17 protein-coding genes are annotated in these 18027 nt (G+C 36.0%); all 17 read left to right on the forward strand.

From position 1 onward, the window contains the following. The first annotated feature begins 14 nt into the window (after window positions 1-14). The 17 genes from infB to C794_RS08585 all read left to right on the forward strand — a co-directional run bounded on the left by infB (window position 15) and on the right by C794_RS08585 (window position 17890). Complete coding sequence (gene infB / locus C794_RS08505) at window positions 15-2096, forward strand: translation initiation factor IF-2 (RefSeq protein WP_017796711.1); 2082 nt, start codon at window positions 15-17, stop codon at window positions 2094-2096. Then, complete coding sequence (locus C794_RS08510) at window positions 2093-2371, forward strand: DUF503 domain-containing protein (protein WP_017796712.1); 279 nt, start codon at window positions 2093-2095, stop codon at window positions 2369-2371. The genes infB and C794_RS08510 overlap by 4 nt, the downstream gene beginning before the upstream one ends. 26 nt (window positions 2372-2397) lie before the next feature. Then, on the forward strand, window positions 2398-2739 hold the full coding sequence (rbfA, locus tag C794_RS08515) for a 30S ribosome-binding factor RbfA (protein WP_017796713.1): 342 nt from the start codon (window positions 2398-2400) through the stop codon (window positions 2737-2739). Between the two features lie 91 nt (window positions 2740-2830). Next, window positions 2831-3742: a tRNA pseudouridine(55) synthase TruB gene (truB, locus tag C794_RS08520; protein WP_017796714.1), complete on the forward strand. Its 912-nt coding sequence runs from the start codon at window positions 2831-2833 to the stop codon at window positions 3740-3742. A gap of 9 nt (window positions 3743-3751) precedes the next feature. Then, complete coding sequence (locus C794_RS08525; protein WP_017796715.1) at window positions 3752-4693, forward strand: bifunctional riboflavin kinase/FAD synthetase; 942 nt, start codon at window positions 3752-3754, stop codon at window positions 4691-4693. Window positions 4694-4818: 125 nt separating this feature from the next. Then, entirely contained in the window at window positions 4819-5088 is a 270-nt protein-coding gene (gene rpsO, locus C794_RS08530) for a 30S ribosomal protein S15 (RefSeq protein WP_011066003.1), read from the forward strand. Between the two features lie 193 nt (window positions 5089-5281). Then, on the forward strand, window positions 5282-7396 hold the full coding sequence (pnp, locus tag C794_RS08535; RefSeq protein ID WP_017796716.1) for a polyribonucleotide nucleotidyltransferase: 2115 nt from the start codon (window positions 5282-5284) through the stop codon (window positions 7394-7396). Between the two features lie 159 nt (window positions 7397-7555). Then, entirely contained in the window at window positions 7556-8506 is a 951-nt protein-coding gene (locus tag C794_RS08540) for a polysaccharide deacetylase family protein (RefSeq protein WP_017796717.1), read from the forward strand. A gap of 25 nt (window positions 8507-8531) precedes the next feature. Further along, window positions 8532-9752 (forward strand): M16 family metallopeptidase, encoded by a 1221-nt coding sequence (locus C794_RS08545; RefSeq protein WP_017796718.1) that lies wholly within the window; start codon window positions 8532-8534, stop codon window positions 9750-9752. Between the two features lie 208 nt (window positions 9753-9960). Continuing rightward, the gene (locus C794_RS08550) at window positions 9961-10206 is read left to right on the forward strand and encodes a YlmC/YmxH family sporulation protein (protein ID WP_026133767.1); all 246 of its coding nucleotides are present in this window, start codon (window positions 9961-9963) and stop codon (window positions 10204-10206) included. 143 nt (window positions 10207-10349) lie between these two features. After that, the gene (gene dpaA / locus C794_RS08555; RefSeq protein WP_017796720.1) at window positions 10350-11234 is read left to right on the forward strand and encodes a dipicolinic acid synthetase subunit A; all 885 of its coding nucleotides are present in this window, start codon (window positions 10350-10352) and stop codon (window positions 11232-11234) included. Continuing rightward, complete coding sequence (gene dpaB / locus C794_RS08560; RefSeq protein ID WP_017796721.1) at window positions 11231-11821, forward strand: dipicolinate synthase subunit B; 591 nt, start codon at window positions 11231-11233, stop codon at window positions 11819-11821. Before dpaA ends, dpaB begins: the two co-directional genes overlap by 4 nt. Window positions 11822-11879: 58 nt before the next feature. Then, window positions 11880-12932 (forward strand): aspartate-semialdehyde dehydrogenase, encoded by a 1053-nt coding sequence (gene asd, locus C794_RS08565; RefSeq protein WP_017796722.1) that lies wholly within the window; start codon window positions 11880-11882, stop codon window positions 12930-12932. A gap of 62 nt (window positions 12933-12994) precedes the next feature. Next, window positions 12995-14230, forward strand: coding sequence for an aspartate kinase (gene dapG / locus C794_RS08570; RefSeq protein WP_017796723.1), 1236 nt, complete (start codon window positions 12995-12997; stop codon window positions 14228-14230). Between the two features lie 273 nt (window positions 14231-14503). Beyond that, window positions 14504-15238: a ClpP family protease gene (locus C794_RS08575; RefSeq protein WP_017796724.1), complete on the forward strand. Its 735-nt coding sequence runs from the start codon at window positions 14504-14506 to the stop codon at window positions 15236-15238. Next, window positions 15235-15441, forward strand: a complete 207-nt coding sequence (locus tag C794_RS08580; RefSeq protein WP_017796725.1) for a YlzJ-like family protein — start codon at window positions 15235-15237, stop codon at window positions 15439-15441. Before C794_RS08575 ends, C794_RS08580 begins: the two co-directional genes overlap by 4 nt. 109 nt (window positions 15442-15550) lie before the next feature. Then, window positions 15551-17890 (forward strand): FtsK/SpoIIIE family DNA translocase, encoded by a 2340-nt coding sequence (locus C794_RS08585; RefSeq protein ID WP_017796726.1) that lies wholly within the window; start codon window positions 15551-15553, stop codon window positions 17888-17890. Window positions 17891-18027 lie beyond the last annotated feature (137 nt).

Here is an 18027-nt window from a genome sequence, read left to right on the forward strand (position 1 = left end):
TCGGGGGTGAACGTATGAGTAAAATACGTATATATGAATATGCAAAACAAAATAATATAGCAAGTAAAGAAGTAATTAACTTCTTAAAAACAGAAGATGTTGAAGTTACGAATCATATGTCAGCAATTTCTGATGAAGTTGTCAAAAAGCTAGATAATAAATTTAAGGCAAAACCAGAGAAAGCTGACAAAGAACAACATCAACCTAAAAAACAACAACAGAATAAGCAGAAACCAAATCAGCACAAACAAAAGAATCAATCCAAACTGAATAAAAACAAGAAACAAAAAGGACCAAAGAAAAATCAACAGCAAGAGAGACCAGCTGCTAAACCAGCAGAAACTCCAGGGAAAATAACTTATCATGGTACACTAACTGTACAAGATTTAGCTGATAAGCTTAATAAAGAATCTGCTGAGCTTATTAAAAAGCTAATGTTCCTTGGTGTAATGGCTACAAAAAATCAAGACATCGATGATGATGCTATTGAATTAATTTGTGGTGAGTATGGTGTAGAAGTTGAAAAAGAAATCATACTAGAAGATACAGATTTAGACAAATATATTGAAGAAGATGCTGAAGAAGATAAGCAAGAACGTCCCGCTGTTGTAACAATAATGGGGCACGTAGACCATGGGAAAACGACATTGTTAGATTCCATTCGTCATACAAAAGTTACAGCAGGTGAAGCAGGTGGAATCACCCAGCACATTGGTGCGTATCAAGTGGAAAATGATGGTAAGAAGATTACTTTCTTAGATACACCTGGACACGCTGCGTTTACTAGTATGCGATCTCGTGGCGCACAAATTACTGATATTGCTATCTTAGTTGTTGCTGCAGATGATGGTGTGATGCCTCAGACTGTAGAAGCAATTAACCATGCTAAAGCGGCTGAAGTTCCAATTATTGTTGCAGTTAATAAAATGGATAAAGAAGGAGCAAATCCTGACCGTGTTATGCAGGAACTAACAGAGCATGAACTAATTCCTGAAGATTGGGGCGGTAACACAATTTTTGTTAATCTTTCTGCGATTAAAAATGAAGGTATCGATGACTTATTGGAAATGATTCTTCTTGTTTCAGAAGTAGAAGAATTAAAAGCAAATCCGAATGCAAAAGCGTTTGGAAGTGTTATTGATGCTCAACTCGATAAAGGTAGAGGTTCTGTTGCGACGTTACTTGTTCAAAATGGTACCCTGCGTGTTGGAGATCCATTAGTCGTAGGGAATACTTATGGTAAAGTACGTGCAATGGTGAATGACATTGGAAATCGTGTAACAGAAGTTGGACCATCTACACCAGTAGAAATCACTGGTCTACATGGTGTACCACAAGCAGGAGATCAGTTCCTTGTCTTTAAAGATGAGAAGAAAGCTCGTCAAATCGGTGAAGCACGTGAACAAAAACAAATTGACGCGAATCGTGGCTCCCAATCTACCGTTAGCTTAGATGATTTATTTGAACAAATTAAGCAAGGTGAAATGAAAGAATTAAATATTATTGTAAAAGCAGATGTTCAAGGATCTGTTGAAGCACTTGCTGCATCTTTACAAAAAATTGAAGTAGAAGGCGTAAACGTTAAGATCATTCATACAGGTGTAGGTGCTATTACAGAATCAGATATTATTCTTGCTTCGGCATCTAAAGCGATTGTTATTGGATTTAATGTTCGTCCGGATGTAAACGCGAAAAACGCAGCGGAATCAGAAAAAGTAGATCTGCGCCTTCATCGTGTTATCTACAATGCGATAGAAGAAATTGAATCTGCAATGAAAGGATTACTTGATCCTGAGTATGAAGAAAAAGTAATCGGTCAAGCAGAAGTACGTGAAACTTTTAAAGTTTCACGAATCGGTACGATTGCTGGAAGTTATGTAACAGATGGGAAAATTACAAGAGATGCTGGCGTTCGATTAATTCGTGACGGAGTTGTATTATATGAAGGAGAACTTCAAGCTCTTAAACGATTTAAAGACGATGTGAAAGAAGTTCAAACAAACTACGAATGTGGTATTACAATCTCTAATTTCAATGATATTAAAGAAGGAGATATTATCGAAGCATTCGTTATGGAAGAAATTGAACGTAAATGATTGTCTATGCAGAAATAGAATGTATGCTATATGATGGTCATTCCTTAAAAGATAAACGTTCTATTATTAAGAAGGTAATATCTAAACTTCGTCAGACGTCCAATGTATCTGTTACAGAATTAGATTTTCATGATTTATGGCAGCGTACCAAGTTTGGTATCGTATCGATTTCTACTGACTATGTGCATGCCGAGAAAATCATTCAACATGCGATTGGTCAAATTGATTCGTTTTCAGAGTTAGAGAGAACAATTACAAATGTGGAAAGATTATAAACCACAGACGTACAGAGGTGATAGATATGGCAGAATTAAGAGCTCATCGGGTCGCAGAGCAAATGAAAAAAGAACTTGGTGAAATTCTCTCTAGAAAGATAAAAGATCCACGTGTTGGATTTGTAACCGTAACTGATGTGGAGGTTACTGGTGACCTTCAACAGGCAAAAGTGTATATTTCTGTTCTTGGAGATGAGAAGAAGAAACAAGATACACTATTAGGTCTTTCAAAAGCAAAAGGATTTATTCGTTCTGAGATTGGTAATCGAATTCGTTTAAGAAAGACACCAGAATTAACATTTGAATTTGATGAAGCATTAGAACAAGGGAATCGCATTGAAACAATTCTTAGAGACTTAAATAAGTAAATCAGAATCTGATCCAGCTATCAGCGTTGGGTCAGATTTTTTATACGTGGAAAAATCCATATTAGTAATGAAGAAGAAGGGAGACTTTAAGATGAATGGTATTCTTCCGTTATGGAAACCAAAAGGACTAACGTCACATGATTGTGTGATACGTTGTCGTCGATATTTTAAGACTAAAAAGGTTGGACATACTGGAACATTGGATCCAGAAGTTGAGGGGGTATTACCTATATGTATTGGACAAGCTACAAAAATTGTTCCGTTTTTGACAGATACGAAAAAGGTATATGAAGCTACGGTACAACTTGGAAGTTCAACCGAGACAGAGGATGCGACAGGAAAAATAGTAGAAACAAAGGAAGTATCTGATTTTCCTACTATAGAGAAATTACACGAAGTACTTCAAACTTTTCTAGGAAGAACGAAGCAAATCCCGCCAATTTACTCCGCTGTAAAGGTAAACGGAAAAAAATTATATGAATATGCTAGAGCAAATGAAACAGTGGAAAGGCCTGTGAGAGAAATTGAAATATTTGAATTAACGCTTACCAGTGTTAATGAGAAAAATCATTCGTTTGACATTCGTATCGTTTGCTCTAAAGGTACTTATATACGTACGTTATGTGTAGATATAGGAAAAGCGTTGGGGTATCCAGCACATATGTCTTTACTTGTTCGCACAAATACTGGGACATTTTCTGAGAAAAATACGATAACTTTTGATATGATAGAAGAGGCTGTTTCCAATCAATCCGAAGAAAGATTATTAGTTCCAATTATAAACGGTTTGCAACATTTGGATCAGATTGAAGTAAATGAAGATATGAAAAAAAGAATTTTAAATGGCCAGAAACTTTCATTACAGAGAAATCATCACGAGCACACAGATCCGTTTGTATTTGTCCATAGAGGAAATGTACTGGCTATTTATCAATCGCATCCAACAAATGAAGATCAGATAAAACCAGTACGTGTATTTGCAATTGAAGATAAAAAAGTGTAGGTGAAGAAGTTGAGGACAATAGAATTAACATATCCACATAGCTTGCATATAGAAGAATTACCAGAAACCGTAAGTGCAATTGGATTTTTTGATGGTATTCATCAAGGTCATCAAAAAGTAATTACAACCGCAGTACGAGAAGCCGAAAAAAAAGCGATGGATAGTGCAGTGATTACATTCCATCCACATCCTTCCGTAGTATTAAAGAAAGATACGAAACAGGTTCAATATATAACTACGTTGAAAGAAAAACAGGAAGTTTTACAGGAGCTTGGTGTAGATCGTCTTTATATTATTACTTTCAATGAACAGTTGTCCAAACTAAGTCCACAAGAATTTATTGATCACTTTATCGTTGGATTACATATAAAACATCTAGTTGCGGGTTTTGACTATTCATTTGGTTATAAAGGGAAAGGAAATATGAATAATATTTCAGATTACTCCAACGAAAAATTTACTTGGCAGAAGGTAGACCAGGTATCTCTAGATGAAGAGAAAGTAAGTTCAACACGGATCCGGCAAGAATTAAAAGAGGGTAATGTAGAAAAAGTACACCAATTATTAAATAGACCGTATCAATCAACTGGCATGGTAATTAAAGGGGCACAACGTGGAAGGGAACTTGGTTATCCTACAGCAAACATTGATGTTCCAAATGATTCACTTTTACCACGCCAGGGTATTTATGCTGTATATGCGTGGATAAAAAACCAACGTTATGAAGGCATGGCGAATATTGGCACTAACCCAACTTTTACTGAGGACAGGCAGGACGTATCTGTCGAGGTATATATTTTTGATTACTCTAATGATTTATATGGAGAAGAATTAATCATTGAATGGCTGGATTATGTTCGCCCCGAAGAAAAATTTGATACAGTTGAAGCATTAATCGATCGAATGAAACAGGATGAACAGGAAATTCGATCCTATTTAACAAAAGAATAATTATCTTACTTGATTTTTTTCGTCATAAGCTGTATGCTTATATTCGTACAACCGTCGCTTGGCATCACGTAACTCCGACGTATGCTAGGGGACTGGGGATCAAGAATTTTTAGGAGGTGTGCCATATGGCAATTACACAGGAACGTAAGAATGAAATTATTAGCGAGTACAAGGTTCACGAAACCGATACTGGTTCTCCAGAAGTACAAATCGCTGTACTAACGGAAGAAATCACTTCTTTAAATGAACATTTACGAGTTCATAAAAAAGATCATCATTCTCGTCGCGGTCTTTTAAAGATGGTTGGTAAACGTCGTAATCTATTAACGTACCTACGTAACAAAGACGTTACTCGTTACCGTGAATTAATAAAAAAACTTGGCTTACGTCGATAATGTTAAAAAAAGCAGGAGCAATCCTGCTTTTTCTATTACCTATAATTGTTGTTACATATGATTCTGGATTGATTCCTATTTATGGATAGTTTATGCTATAAAAAGAGAATGTTTTTGATGTAACACCGAAATGCATTTGAATATAGAACTGCTACAGATATATTGTCGTAGCATGAAAGGAGAAATAGAAATAATGGCAGAAGAAAAACAACTATTCTCCACAGAAATTTCCGGGAAGAAATTTACCGTGGAAGTTGGAGAATTAGCAAAGCAAGCAAATGGTGCTTGTATGATTCATTATGGCGATACATCTGTCTTATCCGTAGCAACTGCTTCCAGTGAACCAAAGGACCTTCCTTTCTTCCCACTAACAGTAAACTACGAAGAACGACTATATGCAGTTGGTAAAATACCAGGAGGATTTATAAAGCGAGAAGGACGTCCAAGTGAAAAAGCGATCCTTTCATCTCGTTTAATAGACCGACCTATCCGTCCATTGTTCCCAGACGGTTTTCGAAATGAAGTGCAAGTAATTAGTACGGTAATGAGTGTAGATCAAGACTGCCCATCAGAAATTGCCGCTATGATTGGCTCTTCAATTGCGCTTGGCGTGTCTGATATTCCATTTGAACAACCAATCGCTGGTGTGAATGTTGGACGAGTAGACGGGGAATTTATTATAAACCCAACAATTGAGCAAGAAGCAAAAAGTGACATTGAATTAACTGTCGCTGGTACAAAAGATGCGATTAACATGGTAGAAGCAGGAGCAAATGAAGTTCCAGAAGATATTATGTTAGAAGCAATTATGTTTGGCCACGAAGAAATTAAGCGCTTAGTTGCTTTCCAAGAAGAAGTTGTCAAGGCATGTGGAAAAGAAAAATTTAAAGTTATATTATCTGAGTCTGAAGAAGAGCTAGTTAAAAATGTTCATTCAGAAGCAAAAGATAAGATTGTAACTGCAATACAGGTACAGGAAAAACATGCGCGTGATGAAGCGATTAAACAGGCAAAAGAAGAAATTGTTGCTCATTATGAAGAACAAGAAGTCGAAGAAGATGTAATCAAACAAGTAAAATCAATTCTAGATAGTATGGTAAAAGAAGAAGTTCGTCGGTTAATCACGAAAGAAAAAATTAGACCTGATGGACGAAAAGTGGATGAAATTCGACCGTTATCTTCCAGAATCCACGTATTGCCACGTACACATGGTTCTGGACTATTTACTCGTGGACAAACACAGGCACTTAGTGTGTGTACACTAGGCGCACTTGGTGATGTGCAAATTTTAGACGGTTTAGACTTAGAAGAGTCAAAAAGATTTATGCATCATTACAATTTCCCGCAGTATAGTGTAGGCGAAACAGGTCCAATCCGTGGGCCAGGTCGTCGTGAGATTGGTCATGGAGCACTTGGGGAACGTGCTTTAGAAAAAGTAATTCCGGATGACAAGGAGTTCCCATACACAATTCGACTTGTATCAGAAGTTTTAGAATCTAATGGTTCTACATCACAAGCAAGTATTTGTGCTAGTACATTAGCAATGATGGATGCTGGAGTGCCAATTAAAGCGCCGGTTGCAGGTATTGCTATGGGACTTGTTAAATCAGGTGATGATTATACGATTCTTACAGATATACAAGGTATGGAAGATGCACTAGGAGATATGGACTTTAAAGTAGCTGGAACCGCTAAAGGGGTAACTGCTTTACAAATGGATATTAAGATTGACGGGCTATCTCGAGATATTCTAGAAGAAGCACTTTCTCAAGCTAAAAAAGGTCGTATGCAAATACTAGAATCGATGTTAGCGACAATTAAAAAACCGAAAGAAGAACTATCTGAGTTTGCACCGAAAATCTTAACAATGGCAATTGATCCAGATAAGATTCGTGATGTTATTGGACCAAGTGGAAAACAAATCAATCAAATTATTGATGAAACTGGTGTGAAAATTGACATTGAACAAGATGGAAGTATCTTTATTTCCTCAACAGACAACGAAATGAACAAAAAAGCGAAACAAATTATTGAAGATCTTATACGTGAAGTGGAAGTAGGACAGATCTATCTTGGTAAAGTAAAACGAATCGAGAAGTTTGGAGCTTTCGTAGAATTGTTTAAAGGGAAAGATGGTCTCGTTCACATTTCAGAGCTTGCAGAAGAACGCACGAACAAAGTGGAAGATGTTGTTTCCATAGGTGATCAAATTATGGTTAAAGTAAAAGAAATTGATCGTCAAGGTCGTGTGAATTTATCTAGAAAAGCAGTTATTCAAGATGAGAAGAAAGCAAAAGAACAGGCGTAATTAATCATTAAAAGGCGATAAAAAGAAGCTGAACCAATTTATTTTCAGTTTCTTTTTTGCATGCGTCTTGTTTTTACATATGAAAGGCAAAAAAATACATATCATAGGTAGTACATACTTGTCCTCCTTTTGCATAGACATGTAAGGGGAGGGGTTTGTATGAGGCGCTATCAAAAATTTGTAAATTTATTTGTTTTTATTATTTTAGTCTTTACTGTAATCGATCTTAACTATAATCCATTTCAGTTAAATCCTTTAGAGGTATCGATGGAAGTACCGACTTCTTCCACTGATGAACTTTATATGGAAATAGAACAAAAAAGTAAAGAATATAAGGAAGAGCCGCAGAATGCCTATATAGATAATGTGTGGAAGAAAACACCGGGTAGAAATGGTAGACAAGTGGATGTGAACGCATCCTATGAGAAAATGAAAGATGATGAAAATCGTTTTAACGATGATTTATTTGTATTTGATGAAATTCCACCTAAAGTGTCTTTGGATGATTTGCCTGCTTCTCCTATTTATCGAGGTCATCCTGAAAAACAAATGACTGCTTTTTTAATTAATGTTTCTTGGGGAGAAGAGTATATTCCTGAAATACTACAAGTGCTAAAGAAACATGAAGTAAAGGCCACTTTTTTTATTGAAGGTAAATGGGCAAAAGAAAATTCGGAGATTGTACAAATGATTGATGAACAGGGACATTTAATTGGCAATCATGCATACAATCATCCCGATATGGCAACACTTTCCGAGGAGGAAGCTTATAATCAAATTAATCAAACGAATCAAATTTTAAATGCGATCACTGGTGAGACTCCTAAATGGTTTGCTCCACCAAGTGGTAGCTTTAGTGATACTGTTGTACAGACTGCTGCAGATTTAAATATGGAAACCATCCTTTGGACGGTAGATACTATTGATTGGAAGAATCCGTCTGTATCTGTGATGGTCAATAGAATAAGAGAAAAAATTCATCCTGGGGCAACCGTATTGATGCATCCTACAGCTTCTAGTACACGAGGTTTAGAAGAGATGATAACGATCATTAAAGAAAAAGGATATAAAATTGGTACGATTGAAGCATTATTAAGTGAAGATAGATAACCTGAGGATTTTAGGAGGAAATTTTGTGATAGAAAGACATACATGCAATAACGGTTTACGAATTGTACATGAACAAATTCCAGCAGTGCGTTCAGTAACCATTGGTATTTGGATATTAACAGGATCTAGAAATGAATCCAATCAAAACAATGGAATCTCTCATTTTTTAGAGCATATGTTTTTTAAAGGGACTGCTACAAGATCCGCACAAGATATTGCAGAAGAGTTTGATTCTATTGGTGGTCAAATAAATGCATTTACTTCCAAAGAGTATACATGCTTTTACGCGAAAGTGTTAGACACACATAAAGAATATGCCTTGGAAATATTAGCTGATATGTTCTTTAACTCTACTTTTGATCCAGAAGAGATGGAAAGAGAGAAAAAAGTAGTATTAGAAGAAATAAAAATGTATGAAGATACACCAGATGATATTGTACATGACTTATTAGCAAAAGCATCATATGGGACACATCCATTAGGTTACCCAATATTAGGTACAGAGGATCAATTACTTTCTTTTGATTCAGCTCAATTGAAAGACTATATTGAACATGCATATTCTCCGGAACGTGTAGTTATTTCAGTAGCTGGAAATGTAGACGCTTCATTTATGAAGACGATTGATTCTTCATTTGGTAGCTACACCGGTAAATCAAATTTAGTTGAAATAATTAAACCTACATTTTTAGCTGAGTCGATTGATCGTCATAAAGATACAGAACAGGCGCATCTATGTCTTGGTTATCAAGGATTAGAGCAAGGTCATCCGTTATTGTATAGTTTAACAATTATGAATAATGTATTAGGTGGTAGTATGAGCTCGAGATTATTTCAAGATGTACGTGAAAAACAAGGTCTCGCTTATGCAGTATTTTCTTATCATTCCACATTTATTGATAGTGGATTACTAACGATTTACGGTGGAACAGGTAAAGAACAATTATCGGTCCTTGAAGATACGATTCAATTGACGGTGAATACATTAATTCAAAATGGCTTAACAGATAAAGAACTAAGGAATAGTAAAGAGCAATTAAAAGGTGGCTTAATGCTAAGTCTTGAAAGCACTAATAGCCGCATGTCTCGAAATGGTAGAAATGAATTGTTATTAAAAAGACATCGTACTCTAGATGAAATGATACAAGAAATTGATGCAGTGAGTCATGATACGATTCAACAAGTAATTAATGAGGTATTTAAAGAAAAAGCTGCTCGTGCCTTAATCGCACCTAAAGCCAACTAGACAAGATAAATAATCAAAAGTAAATCCGTTCCGTTTTTTGAGGAGCGGGTTCTTTTTTTGTTTAAATATAAATGTTTTGTATTTAACTTTTGTGTTAACACTTTTCTACCAACCACTTGTTCTTTGTTTTAGAATTTCTGCTATCATGATTACTTCTTGTATTGCATAGAATTGATTTAATAGTAAGTATTAAAGGAGTGATATTTTGGTGCGATTTCGAGATATGAGCGATAAGGAAATAATTAATGTAAGCGAAGGGAAACGTCTTGGTGTTTTAGGACAAACAGATCTAGAGATAAATGAAGAAAATGGACAGATTGAGGCTTTTATTATCCCAAGTTATAAATGGTTTGGACTTGTTAAAGAAGGAGAAGAGACAAAGATTAACTGGAAATCCATACGAAAAATTGGTGAAGATATGATTATGATCGATACGGAATTGATGGATTCTTAAATATGGCTATTTGTCACGATTAGAGTGACAATAGCCTTTTTCTTTGCATTAATCGTTGGAAATATTCACTCCCTGCCGCTAAACACATAAGCTATAAAGAAAAATGAATAAAGGAATTGGGAGTTTGGAGGTTTATAATCCTTATGAATCGATTAATAGCAGTAATTGGTGGAGATGCAAGATATTTAGAGCTTATTAAGCAATTAAAAAATGTGCCAAATAATAAGCTTCTTTTATGTGGATTTGATAAATTAGAACAAGGTTTTACAGGTTTAAATGAATTAGAATTAGATGAGCTAGATCCCTCGACTTTAGACGTGGTTATATTACCGATTACAGGTATAGATCAGAATGGAAAAGTCGAAACGGTCTTTACTGATAAAGAGATTCATTTAGAACCTAATTGGTTTCAACAGTTGAAGAAAACGTGTGTTGTGTTCACAGGAATAACGAATGACTATTTAACAGAACAAACGAAAAATTCAGGAGTAAAACTAATTCCATTATTAGAACGGGATGATGTGGCCATTTATAATTCCATTCCAACAGCAGAAGGTGCAATTATGATGGCATTTGAACAAACAGATCAAACGATTCATTCATCACGGGTGATGGTGGTTGGTTTTGGAAGAGTAGGAAACACAGTAGCAAATAAGTTTTCTGCTTTAGGTGCACACGTGTCTGTATGTGCTAGAAGTATAAAGGATCTGGCGCGTATTACGGAAATGGGCTTACAAGCAATTCCGTTGAGCAAGATGGCAGAATATACGTCTGAGTGTGATATTTTGATTAACACAATCCCTGCACTCGTTGTTACGAAGGAATCTATACAACATTTACCAACCAATGCAGTGATTATAGATTTAGCATCAAAACCAGGAGGTACAGATTTTACGTATGCAAAGAGAAGAGGTATTAATGCTATATTAGCGAGAAGTCTTCCGGGAATTGTTGCTCCAAGAACAGCTGGGAAAATCTTGGCAGATGTCGTTAATCAGATATTAGATGAGGAGAGGAGCGAATCATGACTCTTAATGGTAAACGAATTGGATTTGGGTTAACTGGTTCTCATCATACGTTTGAACACATATTTCCTAAAATTGAGGAACTTATCTCACTGGATGCTGAAGTGATTGTTTTTGCTACAGAAACCGTTCAATATACAGATACGAAGCATGGAAAAGCAGCTGATCATATAGAGCGTTTAGAGGAAATTACAGGACATCCCGTCATTCGTACCATTCCAGAAGCAGAACCTTTTGGTCCTGATCGTCCGTTAGATGTTATGGTTGTCGCTCCACTAACAGGTAACTCAATGAGTAAATTTGCACATGCTCATACGGATAACAGTGTATTAATGGCAGCGAAATCAACATTACGAAATAATCAACCTGTCGTATTAGGTATGACAACAAATGATGCATTAGGACTAAATGCTGTAAATCTAGCTACTTTATTAAATAGCAAAAATATCTATTTCATTCCGTTTGGGCAAGATCATCCTTTTAAAAAACCAAACTCACTATCTGCAAAATTAGATTTTCTAATCCCTACAGTAGAAGAAGCGTTACAAGGGAAACAACTTCAGCCGATAATTGTACCTTATCAAGAGTAAAGTATGTTAGAATAGTTTACTAGAGAACAGAATTAGAATGTGGAAGGGAGTCATTTTAATGACACAGGAAACAAAGTATAACGTGGCAGTAGTTGGCGCGACAGGCGCGGTAGGACAAAAAATCATCGAATTATTACAAGACAAATCATTCCCAATTAACAATTTAAAATTACTCTCGTCAAAACGTTCAGCTGGTTCTACTGTTACCGTAAATGGCAAAGAAATTATTGTAGAAGAGGCTACACCCGAATCTTTTGAAGGGGTAGATATTGCTCTATTTTCTGCTGGTGGTTCTGTATCCAAGCGACTTGCTCCAGAAGCAGTAAAAAGAGGTGCAGTAGTAGTAGATAATACGAGTGCTTACCGTATGGATCAGGATGTACCTTTGGTTGTTCCAGAAGTAAATCCGGAAGACTTAAAAAAACATCAAGGAATTATTGCAAATCCTAACTGCTCTACTATACAAATGGTAGCTGCATTACAACCTATCAAAGAAAAGTACGGTTTAAATAAAATTATTGTTTCTACCTATCAGGCAGTTTCTGGTGCGGGAAATGAAGCAATTGATGAATTAAAGACACAATCACAGCAACAACTTAATGGCGAAGCATTGGAAGCAAATTTACTTCCTGTAAAAGGTGATGAAAAACATTTCCCTATCGCTTTTAATGCTTTACCACAAATTGATGTATTCCAAGAAAATGGATATACATTTGAAGAAATGAAAATGATTAATGAAACAAAGAAAATCTTACATGATGATGCATTACATGTAGCAGCAACATGTGTACGTCTTCCTTTTGTTACTTCTCATGCAGAGAGTGTGTATGTGGAAATAGATGAAGCCGGAGTACAAGTAAAAGATATTTGGAATTTATTAGAATCCGCAGATGGAATTATCCTAGAGGATAATCCAACCAGTCAGACATATCCTACTCCGTTATCAGCTGAAGGAAAAGAAGAAGTGTTTGTTGGTCGTGTGCGTAAAGATTTAGATGAAGATAAAGGATTCCATCTCTGGGTAGTATCTGATAATCTATTAAAAGGGGCAGCTTGGAATACAGTCCAAATTGCACAAACATTAATTAAGAATCAATGGTTAAAAAAATAATCGAATACAAAAATACAATCATCCAATAATCAAACTTGGATAACTTATAGAGGTGTTTTAAAGTGCAAGTGATGGTCCAAAAATTTGGAGGAACTTCGGTACAATCCGCAGAAAATAGAGAGCATGTCATTCGTCATATTCGTGAGGCATTAGTGCAAGAATATAAACTCGTAGTTGTAGTATCTGCTTTAGGTAGAAAACCAGATCCTTATGCGACTGATAGTTTACTTGGACTTGTAGACTTCCCAACCAATACAAATTCACCACGTGAACTTGACTTACTTATGTCTTGTGGAGAGGTAATTTCTTCTGTAGTTTTATCGAATGAACTTCAAAAAAACCATATTTCTACGGTTGCTTTAACTGGAGCGCAGGCAGGCTTTGTTACGAATGAAGATTTCAATCGAGCAAAAATAAAAGAAGTGAATCCTTCTAGAATCTTAAAAGAATTGGAAACACACGATGTTGTAGTTGTAGCTGGATTTCAGGGACAAAGTGAGTCTGGTGAAATAACTACTATCGGACGTGGAGGTAGTGACACTTCTGCTGCAGCTCTAGGTGTTGCTTTAGCTGCAGAAAGAATTGAAATTTTTACGGATGTGGAAGGTATAATGACTGCTGATCCACGTGTTGTAAAAAATGCCAGGCCACTCGATGTTGTAACGTATACAGAAATATGTAACTTGGCCTATCAAGGAGCAAAAGTAATTCATCCACGTGCAGTAGAAATTGCAATGCAAGGGAAAATTCCGATGCGAATCCGGTCAACCTATTCCGAACAGTTAGGTACATTAGTTACTTCATCTCGAGTTCATGAGCTTGGAATGGATATACCTGATCGGATGATTACTGGTATTGCACATATTTCACCAGTAACGCAAATTAAAGTTCAGACGAAAGAATCAGCTTATCGTGTCCAATCAGAAGTATTTAAAGCGATGGCCGAAGCAGGTATATCGGTTGATTTTATTAACATATCACCGACTGGTGTCGTCTATACAGTTCCAGAAAATTTAACAACCAAAGCAATTGAGATACTAGAAATGTTAGGTTTCCATCCAGAGGTAACGGAAGGGTGTGCCAAAGTATCTGCAGTAGGAGCAGGAATGAGTGGCGTTCCTGGTGTTGCATCTAAAATCGTGCAGGCATTAACCGATTCTGGTGTGCAAATTCTGCAGTCTGCAGATAGTCATACCACGATTTGGGTATTAGTGCATAATGATGATTTAGTCACTGCAGTAAATGCATTGCATGATGTATTTGACCTTAGTGTTACCGAAGAACTACAAGAAAGCTAAGTGAATAAATCGAAGCAAAAAACGGCTGGACGAAAAGCAGAAATAATCTGGATCGTTCAGCTTTTTTTAATATTGACGATTTTAAAGTAATAACTATGATGTAAAAGAAAGAATTGATATATACCGAATTTAACTTTGAAAAAAATTGAATCATCCTAAACACTACTTTGATCGAATGTAATACCGTAATATCAATAATTAGAAATAGATGAAGTATGTTTTACTTGTTTGTGCTCATACTAGGAATAAGTAGTAGGAAAGGGGATTTTTAGTATGAGTTTTCAAATGAATGATGATGATAACAAACCAGAAAAGGAAAAAGGTAATAATTCGTCTTCGTTGGTTGAAAAAATCCAACAGCTTGGACAATCAAATGTTCCACAAGCACCGGATTCGAATATTCATGTGCTTTCTATTATTGGTCAGGTAGAAGGACATGTGCAGCTTCCTCCTCAAAATAAAACAACAAAATATGAACATCTGTTACCACAATTAATTGCGATTGAACAAAATCCTAAAATAGAGGGACTTGTTATATTGTTAAATACAGTTGGTGGGGATGTAGAGGCCGGTTTAGCACTTGCTGAAATGATTTCTTCCTTATCTAAACCAACAGTGTCTATTGTACTTGGTGGCGGGCACTCTATTGGGGTTCCTATAGCGGTTGCTACTGATCACTCCTTTATCGTACCGACAGCAACAATGACCATACACCCAATACGTTTAACCGGTCTAGTAATTGGTGTACCACAGACATTTGAATACTTAGATAAAATGCAAGAAAGAGTTATTGACTTTGTCGTAAATCATTCGAACATTAAAGAAGACAAATTCAAGGAATTAATGTTTGCGAAGGGAAATTTGACACGAGATATTGGAACAAATGTAGTTGGCAAAGATGCAGTTGAGTTTGGTTTAATTAATGATGTTGGTGGTGTTAAAGAAGCAATGGAAAAATTAAATGAGTTAATTGGACCAAAACAAAAGGCAGGAGAAGATAAATCATGATTTTATACACGCCACTAAGTTATCATGATGTATTCCCGGCTGATCCAAGTTCCTATCAGAATGTGGAACCGGTAGTGTATCAAGGAAAAACCGTTTATGCTACACGCCAAGAAAATGGCAACTATCAAATTAATCAATTATTATCAACAGATCCAAATGATTACTTAAATGATGATTTTTTACCTGGAAGAATTATTAGCTGATACCGATTTTTCCCAAATCTATGCTATAATGGAAGTAGAATAACCCTTGCCGTTTTTTTGTGGGCAAGGGTTTGCTATTCGTAAAAGTAATAGATGTTGGGGTGAGAAAATGGCCGCGAAAAAAAGAAAGAAAAAAAGAAAAAATTCTAAGCAAGTAAAGCGATTAAAGATAGAGTTAGTTGGCCTACTTCTTATATTTCTTGCAATATTTGGTAGCGGAGCAGCTGCGCTAAGTGATGGTGCTATACCAGGATGGCTGGAGAATTTATTTCAATTCTTCTTTGGTATTTGGTACTTTATTGCATCTGTATTTCTACTTGTAGCAGGATTTTACTTATTGATAAAACGAAAATTACCAGATTTTCTACATCGTAGAATGATTGGATTTTATATTCTTTTAGCTGGTGTACTGATGTTAACGCATATTCAAGTATTGGAAAGTTTACTAGTAACAACAGAAAACACCTCTATTATTGGAATGAGTTGGACATTATTTTTTGATTATGTAAACGGAACAGGTACGTTGGTTCAAACTGGTGGAGGAATGTTCGGGGCAATTCTTTTCACGTTTTCACATTATATGTTTTCCATTACTGGATCAAAAATTGTTGTTGTCTTTTGTTTGTTAATTGGTGCTATTTTCCTTACGAATTTATCAATTGGAGAGGTGACTTCTAAGATATTCACTAAGGTAAAAGCGCTTATAAATTTAACTAAGGAAAAATGGACGCAGTATCAATCTGAAAGAAAAGAAAGAAAGCATCAGGCATATATTGATGATGAAAGCAGACAAGCTGAGAATGAAATAGAAGATAATCTGGTGACAGAGATTGATGTTTCAGAAAGGGAAGAACCATTTATCAATGATTTTACAGATGTAGCATATCAAGATAATGTACCGCAAGCCACAGAGAATAAAGCACCAGCTAAACAAAAACAAGCCCAAAGTACGAAAATTGATCAAAGTTTAGCTGATGATAGTAAAGACGAAGCAATGCCAATGACAGCTAGGGAGAATCACGATTATGAACTTCCTATGCCAGATTTATTAGCAGATCCATCTTATAACTCGCAACAGCAAGAAAAGTCACAAATTCAAGCTACAGTACGTAAGTTGGAAAAAACATTTACAAGCTTTGGTGTGAAAGCAAAAATTACGAAGGTACATGTTGGCCCAGCTGTTACGAAATATGAAGTATATCCTGAAGCCGGGGTAAAAGTTAGTAAGATCGTCAACCTTCATGATGATATTGCACTTGCTTTAGCAGCAAAAGATATTCGTATTGAAGCACCAATTCCAGGGAAATCTGCTGTTGGAATAGAAGTTCCAAATAAAGAAATTGCAATGGTTTCTTTACGAGAGGTGTTAGATAAAACCTGGTCTAATAAGACATCTAAACTTCTTTATGCTCTTGGTAGAGATATATCGGGTGAAGCTGTTGTTGGTGAATTGAATAAAATGCCCCATCTATTAATTGCAGGTGCGACCGGAAGCGGAAAAAGTGTTTGTGTCAATGGCATAATTACGAGTATTTTAATGCGTGCAAAACCTCACGAAGTTAAAATGATGATGATTGATCCTAAAAAGGTAGAACTTAACGTCTATAATGGTATTCCCCACTTGCTAGCACCAGTTGTAACTGATCCAAAGAAAGCATCAAGAGCACTGAAAAAGGTTGTAGCTGAAATGGAAAGACGTTATGATTTATTTTCTGAAACAGGAACAAGAAATATTGAAGGATACAATGAATATATTCGAAAGCAAAATCTAGCATCTGAAGAACAGCAGCCACACTTACCTTACATTGTTGTTCTTGTAGATGAGTTGGCAGATTTAATGATGGTAGCCTCAAATGATGTGGAAGATTCCATTACGAGATTGGCACAAATGGCTCGTGCAGCAGGAATTCATTTAATTATTGCTACACAACGTCCTTCGGTAGACGTTATTACAGGTGTTATTAAGGCAAATATTCCATCACGTATTGCATTTAGTGTATCCTCTGCGACAGATTCACGTACCATCCTTGATTCAGGAGGAGCTGAGAAATTATTAGGAAGAGGCGATATGTTATTTATGCCCGTAGGTTCTTCAAAACCAACACGTGTTCAAGGTGCATTCTTATCTGATGAAGAGGTAGAACGTATTGTAGACCATTGTATTGAACAACAAAAAGCATCTTATCAAGAAGAAATGATTCCAGAAGAAACAAATGAAGTAGTTGAAGAGGTTGATGATGATCTTTATGAGGATGCAGTTCAACTCATTTCAGAAATGCAAAGTGCTAGTGTATCAATGTTACAGCGTCGATTCCGGATTGGTTATACTAGAGCTGCAAGACTGATTGATGCTATGGAGGATAGAGGAATAGTAGGTCCTTATGAAGGGAGTAAACCAAGGGCAGTCTTGGTTCCTAAACCTACAGAAGAACAAACGACTTCCTCGTAATGACCTTAATGTGATCCTTATTCTAGTGTTATCATGAATAAGGATCACATTTTTGATGAAATTTACCATGGTATTAGGGATTTATTTCTTTTAAGAAGAGTGGTAATATAAATTCTAGTATGCAAGAAAACGATTTC

The sequence above is a fragment of the Oceanobacillus kimchii X50 genome, assembly GCF_000340475.1.
GTDB lineage: Bacteria > Bacillota > Bacilli > Bacillales > Amphibacillaceae > Oceanobacillus > Oceanobacillus kimchii.